Source organism: Nostoc sp. DedQUE04 (genome assembly GCF_034530995.1).
Lineage (GTDB): Bacteria > Cyanobacteriota > Cyanobacteriia > Cyanobacteriales > Nostocaceae > Nostoc.
Window position 1 is genome coordinate 211,756 of the sequence record NZ_JAVRCA010000005.1, and the last position, 6,160, is coordinate 217,915.

General features: G+C 41.2%; 6 protein-coding genes and 1 pseudogene. All 7 read right to left on the reverse strand.

The features are described from left to right. Positions 1-68: 68 nt before the first annotated feature. The gene (locus RM049_RS05525; protein WP_322703456.1) at positions 69-1,529 is read right to left on the reverse strand and encodes a hypothetical protein; all 1,461 of its coding nucleotides are present in this window, start codon (positions 1,527-1,529) and stop codon (positions 69-71) included. Positions 1,530-1,664: 135 nt separating this feature from the next. Continuing rightward, entirely contained in the window at positions 1,665-2,063 is a 399-nt protein-coding gene (locus RM049_RS05530; RefSeq protein WP_322703457.1) for a hypothetical protein, read from the reverse strand. Between the two features lie 129 nt (positions 2,064-2,192). Then, the gene (locus RM049_RS05535) at positions 2,193-2,591 is read right to left on the reverse strand and encodes a TrkA C-terminal domain-containing protein (protein ID WP_322703458.1); all 399 of its coding nucleotides are present in this window, start codon (positions 2,589-2,591) and stop codon (positions 2,193-2,195) included. Between the two features lie 270 nt (positions 2,592-2,861). Then, positions 2,862-3,500, reverse strand: coding sequence for a K(+)-transporting ATPase subunit C (kdpC, locus tag RM049_RS05540; protein ID WP_322703459.1), 639 nt, complete (start codon positions 3,498-3,500; stop codon positions 2,862-2,864). Further along, positions 3,500-3,769, reverse strand: a complete 270-nt coding sequence (locus RM049_RS05545) for a potassium-transporting ATPase subunit F (protein ID WP_322679437.1) — start codon at positions 3,767-3,769, stop codon at positions 3,500-3,502. Before RM049_RS05545 ends, kdpC begins: the two co-directional genes overlap by 1 nt. A 6-nt stretch (positions 3,770-3,775) precedes the next feature. Continuing rightward, positions 3,776-5,917 (reverse strand): potassium-transporting ATPase subunit KdpB, encoded by a 2,142-nt coding sequence (kdpB, locus tag RM049_RS05550; RefSeq protein WP_322703460.1) that lies wholly within the window; start codon positions 5,915-5,917, stop codon positions 3,776-3,778. A 3-nt stretch (positions 5,918-5,920) separates the two neighbouring features. Further along, a pseudogene (locus RM049_RS05555) lies at positions 5,921-6,160 on the reverse strand (hypothetical protein); the annotation flags it as partial.

The following is a 6,160-nucleotide window of genomic DNA, read 5'->3' on the forward strand; positions in this document are numbered from 1 at the left end:
TCTTCAAAAAGAAAGGGTTTCAGAAAACTTTACTGGATGAATGATGGCTTGTTTGCCAAAGGTCACATTTATACAAGAATTTCGCTCGATTTTGTCCCATTTCTAGACTTTACCTTCTTGTTTTTAACCCTGATTTGTGGTAAATCCTTTTTATCTTTGTAAAAGTAACAGATTTCTACTAGAGTTGGCCATATTTCTAGAGAGCCGTGAAATTGGCTAATAACATCATCGATAATTCTGGAAACATTTTGCTGAAAAAAGTCTGGTTCAAATCCATAGAAGACTCTCGATAAATTCTCAGCAAATAATTGAAGTGACTGCTTGCGTTCTTCATTCTGGGTAGAGATTGAGGCTTTGACTACCTGCCTGTGAATAGCAGAGATTTTTTCCAAGATTTCCTCAGAATCTTGTAAAGTGACTTCGCCTGAGTAATCAAACTTGATTCCCAAATCGTCAAGATGATAAACACTGTTTTTAATCTTCTTTTTCAGCAAGCTACATATTTCTTCATTAAATAGTTCGCTAGCTAGAGGATTACGCATATAGTTATTTCTAATATGGTTTTGAACAGCATCAACGTGTGCAGCTGCAATCCCTTCTTGCTGTATCCAAATCCTGTAGATATAATCCTCAAATCTGAGGCGAGTTGGAAAAAAGGGTGGTAAACCTAGCTGATTATCATATCCAGCAACTCCACAATCCATTCTCCAGTTTTTGTTAGTAATAACGGGTCGAAAATTGGTAAGAATATAAAAATCATTTAGGTCATTGGGACTAATTTGGTTTTCATCATTGAGATACATGTGAATAAAATCAAGGGTATCAATATCATTAGTTCCTGTGCGAAAAGTTTGGGCAATCTTAACGATCGCATTATTCAAGACTCTCCCCTGTTGTAATAAAAGGCTGTTTTCTCGAAAGTAACCTTTAGTTGTATTGGTTTCTAAATCCATTGCTGTATCAAGTACCAATTCTCCAGCCTCGAAGTTTTCTGGTACATGACTGGCTTTTTGACCTAAAACATCACCAAAAGCCGTGAGTAAATCAAAAGATTTATGAACGAAGCCACCTTGTTGATTAGATTTAATTAATTTTCCTCGGCATATTTCATCACCAGATAAAGATTCTGGGCTAGTTTCAATTAATGCATCTGGACGCATATCGTCATCTGCACTAACCATTAAATGACCAAGAGTATACATGAGTGTGAAGTTGCGATTTCCGCCATAACTAGGTCGGAATAAGTTTTTGACTAGTGATTCTAGTTTGCGATCGCGCAGTCTTTCGTTTAAAAATGTAATAAATTGCTCTTTCTGTTGTGGCCCAACATAAAACACATCATTGACTGTCTTAGTCTGCTCTAAAAGTGGATAATATTTCTCGTGATTGGCAATGCTAGAATCGTCAAAAACGATAATTTTTAAAGCATGACCATTTGCCCAGAAATTCTCATCATACTTTTCGATAGTTTGTGCTACATCTCTCAGTCTATGAGTTGGAATAACAAATACTGTTTCTTTTTGTTTCATAAAATTTGTTTGGGTTTTTCAAATGAACTTTCTAACCTTTAAACAAAGTTTGAAAGTTTTCAGGCTAACTGCTTCCAGAATATCTGCCACTGCAAATTTGCATACTGGAGATTAGCAGCATAGGCATAAATTCACCTATTTAGGGCTGTAGTCAGAACAATTGAGTGCTTGTTTCGTTAGAGCAGTGGTAGGATGTACTGCACACTTTAGAAAATAGTTATTGTTAAAAAATTGGCATTTTTTACAGTTATGTTGCTCTAAATGTTTAATGCTTACTATTTCATCTTTATCTTGCGCCGCATTTTCTGGGGGATCTTCTAGTGCTTTGCAGACAGATGAAACTAGAAAAACAACAATTGCCCAAACAATCATAAAGGAAATGTGAGCCAAAAACACTGCTACAAAGGGAATGTCCCCGTTATGTGGTTTGGTATCACTATGTGTTGTCTTAGACAGGTTAGCTTCAATCAGGGTAGACTGATGAACGCTTTTTTGAGCGGATACATAAAGTCGGAAAAGCTCCGAAGTATGCATATTAAAAACCTTTAGCTAGTCGAACTCAGATTCAGTAAAGTTAAAGAGGCAGGAGGCAAAAATATATCTTCTTACTCTTGCTGCAAGCTCGAACTGCCTTCTGCCTTTATTCGAGAAATGTTCATCTGTCTAATAATATGTGGAATTGAAAGTACTTGATAGGTCTGGGTAATTTGAATTAACAGATTGACTTTCTCTTAGTCGAGCTTCCAATAAGCAACTATTGAAGGAATAGTAAACAGAATGGATTTTTTTAAGAGTCACTTTGAGAGCGGGAACCATCATCGGATGGGTTGCTATTGCTAAAATGTAATCTCCAGCGAAAATACTAGGATTATCTGTTACTGAAATAACTTGAGTTTCTCTTAAAACTCCTAGAAAAATGCATTTACTCGGTAATTTAATATTACTTAAATGAATGCCACAGTAAACGCTATTATCTTCGATAAAAACACCAAACAGACTTGGTTCTAAAGTTTTTTTATTTTTCAGCACAAAATGTTTTTTAACTCTAATAGTATTGTCCAATACTTTACGAGGAAAATCTGCTGTTGCAGAGATATATTTTGAAGATATATAAAATGTATTAAATAAATAGAGTATATGTTTATTAATTAGCTAATCAGGTATATGTTTAGAGATATAGGTTTTATATATACCTAATAAAAATTAGATTCTCGACTTATTAAATTAAGCCGAGAATCTAACATTTAGATTTGAAGTAATCATTAAGGATTACTATAGATAACTATTTTGAATAGAAGGCATAGCAAGAATCAGCAGCACTCTCTCAAGCCTTTATCCCTTAATCTTATCTAGAGCTAAATTCAGCTTCAACACATTAACTCCAGGTTCGCCAAAGATGCCGAGAAAGCGACCATCGGTGTTTTGGGAAATTAAAGTTTCGAGTTGGTTCGGTTGAACTCCTCGCGCCTTGGCTACTCGTGCAACTTGTGCGATCGCAGCTTCCGGGGTAATATGCGGGTCAAGGCTGGAACCGGAAGTATAAACTAAATCGCCAGTCGGCTGCACACCTGCTTTTTTCAAACGATTGAAGTCACCTTCAACTTTTTTACTGGGGTCTGGGTCATCTTTACCTTTAATCCGTTCCATTAATGCAGGATTACTGGGAGCCAAGTTACTAGCGCCAGAAACCCCAGTTCTCAAAACTCCCGCATCGTCCTTTTTGGGATCGGCTGTGCTGTAGCTGGTGGTACTGGGACGGCTGTTAAAATAGCGATCGCTACTAAAAGGTTGACCAATCAAAGCAGAACCGACAACTTGACCGACGCTATTTTTCAGTAGACTACCGTTTGCTTGAAACGGAAACGCAATCTGCCCAATGGCAATCATCGCAAAAGGATAAATAATCGCTCCAATAACCCAGAGTACCAAGGTAGAACGAACAGCTCTACCGGCTTCGCGTGCAAAACTCATTAGAATTTCTCCGGTACAAACATTACAAAAAATAAATAGATGGAAAGTCCCAGTGTCACCAGTCCTAACAACCCCAATCCCCAAGATTGACTGCGGGAAAGTTGTTCATTAGTAGCGGCATAAACCATAGGTGCAACCACTAGGTTGAAACACATCGCCAAGAACAAATACAGTGGCAGCTTTTGTCTACGCCATTGACACCAGATTTCAGTTATTTCTTCTAATACTTGGGATGCAAGAATAGTGCGGCGGATCTGAATAAATTTCATAGTAAATTAAGACAAAGGTAGGATTATATCTATCAGTTTGATGGCAATGAAGGGAGCAACGATACCGCCAAGACCAAAGATAAAGATGTTACGACGTAGCAGTTGATCTGCTGTTAAAGGTAAAAACTTCACCCCTCTGAGTGCTAGCGGAATTAGTGCTGGAATAATCAAAGCATTGTAAATCAGCGCCGAGACGATCGCAGATTGGGCACTCTTTAATCCCATAATATTCAGTGCGCCGATTCCAGCAGCAGCAAAGATTGTCGGAATGATCGCAAAATACTTGGCAATATCGTTAGCGATGGAAAATGTTGTCAACGCTCCACGAGTAATTAGCAGTTGTTTACCGATGGTTACTAAGTCAATTAGCTTCGTGGGATCTGAATCTAAGTCCACCATGTTAGCAGCTTCTTTGGCAGCTTGCGTCCCCGAATTCATCGCCACACCCACGTTTGCTTGAGCCAAAGCAGGCGCATCGTTCGTACCATCCCCGGTCATTGCCACCAGTTTACCCTGAGATTGTTCCGAGCGAATCACCTCAATTTTGTCTTCTGGAGTTGCTTCGGCAATGAAATCATCCACCCCAGCTTCCTCGGCAATCACCGAAGCGGTAATTCGATTGTCACCTGTGAGCATGATCGTGCGAACACCCATGCGGCGGAGTTGGTCAAATCGTTCCCGCAAACCAGGTTTGACAATATCTTTCAGGTAGATGACACCATAAATTTTGTCATCTTGGCAAACAGCTAAGGGTGTACCGCCTAATCGGGAAACTCGCTCATAAGCTGCATCTATATCATCAGGAACGTTACCGCCACGGGAACGGACAAATCCTTTAATGGCATCCACTGCACCTTTGCGAATTTGTTTGCCATCGGGTAGATTCGTACCACTCATCCGGGTTTTGGCGGAAAATTCTACACCTTCGGCTTTATCAATATTAAAGTCTACCCCAGCCTGAGATTTTTCTGCTAAAACTACGATTGACTTGCCTTCTGGCGTTTCGTCAAACAAGCTAGCAGCTAGGGAGACTCGCGCCACATCTATGATTGAGTGATTATCCAGAGGAATAAACTCGTCAGCCATTCGGTTCCCCAAGGTGATCGTGCCTGTCTTATCCAGCACCAAGGTGTTGATGTCACCGCAAGCTTCTACCGCTCGGCCAGAGGTTGCAATAACGTTAAATTGAGCAACCCGATCCATCCCGGCAATACCGATCGCACTGAGTAAACCACCGATAGTTGTGGGAATTAATGCTACCAAAAGCGAGATGAGAATAGCAACGCTAGCACCCGCCCGCAAACTGTTCCCCGCCTCAACTCCAAAGGCTGTACTGATAAAGCTGGCGATGTAGCCGACGAAGGGAGGCATTGTCGCTACCACAATCAAGAATACCTGCGTTAACACAGCCAACAATACCGTCAAAGCAATCTCGTTCGGAGTTTTGCTGCGTTCTGCTCCTTCTACCAAGGCAATCATGCGATCGATAAAGCCTTGACCGGGATCGGCACTAATGCGAATTGTCAACTCGTCGGAGAGTAGGCGTGTACCGCCTGTCACCGAACTGGCAATATCTGTACCTGGTTGCTTTAGTACCGGGGCAGATTCTCCAGTGATTGCCGACTCATCCACCGAGCCGATGCCTTTAATAACATCCCCATCGGCGGGAATCATATTATTGGCACTGACTTTTACTAAATCGCCCCGTCGCAGTTCCGTAGAATTGACTTTTACTATCGAACCATCGGGGAGGATTTTGTTGGCAACAGTATCCGATCGCGTCGATCGCAGTGAATCAGCTTGTGCTTTACCGCGTCCTTCAGCTACAGCTTCCGCAAAGTTGGCAAAAACGAGGGTGAAAAAGAGAATAAAGGTAATCAACCCGTTTAAGAGGCGTTGTTGATTGACATCAGCCTGGATTGTGCCAAACAGATTTGGGTTAAGGGTAACAAGCAAGGTGACAATTGTCCCCACCCAAACAACAAACATCACTGGGTTTCTAACAGTAATTCGCGGATCGAGCTTGACAAATGACTCACTAATTGCTCTTTGATAAAGTCCCCGCATATCTGTTTTGGGGGTATGTTTGCGCGAGTCACGAGTTCCAGATGGAATACGGGGCGAGGGAGAATCAGTAGTAATTGGCATAGATTAAATTTTGGGAATGGGGCATTGGGGATTGGGGATTGGGGATTGGGGATTGGGCATGGGGCATGGGGCATGGGGCATGGGGCATTGGCGATGAGTCTTTGATACTCGTGGATGAGTCTTTAATACTCGTGGATGAGTCTTTAATACTCGTGGATGAGTCTTTAATACTCGTGGATGAGTCTTTGATACTCGTGGATGAGTCTTTGATACTCGTGGATGAGTCTTTGATACTCGTGGATG

Coding starts and splice junctions, on each gene's coding strand:
- RM049_RS05525 (WP_322703456.1), bottom strand. CDS start 1,529: ATGAAACAAAAAGAAACAGTATTTGTTATTCCAACTCATAGACTGAGA.
- RM049_RS05530 (WP_322703457.1), bottom strand. CDS start 2,063: ATGCATACTTCGGAGCTTTTCCGACTTTATGTATCCGCTCAAAAAAGC.
- kdpC (WP_322703459.1), bottom strand. CDS start 3,500: ATGAGTTTTGCACGCGAAGCCGGTAGAGCTGTTCGTTCTACCTTGGTA.
- RM049_RS05545 (WP_322679437.1), bottom strand. CDS start 3,769: ATGAAATTTATTCAGATCCGCCGCACTATTCTTGCATCCCAAGTATTA.
- kdpB (WP_322703460.1), bottom strand. CDS start 5,917: ATGCCAATTACTACTGATTCTCCCTCGCCCCGTATTCCATCTGGAACT.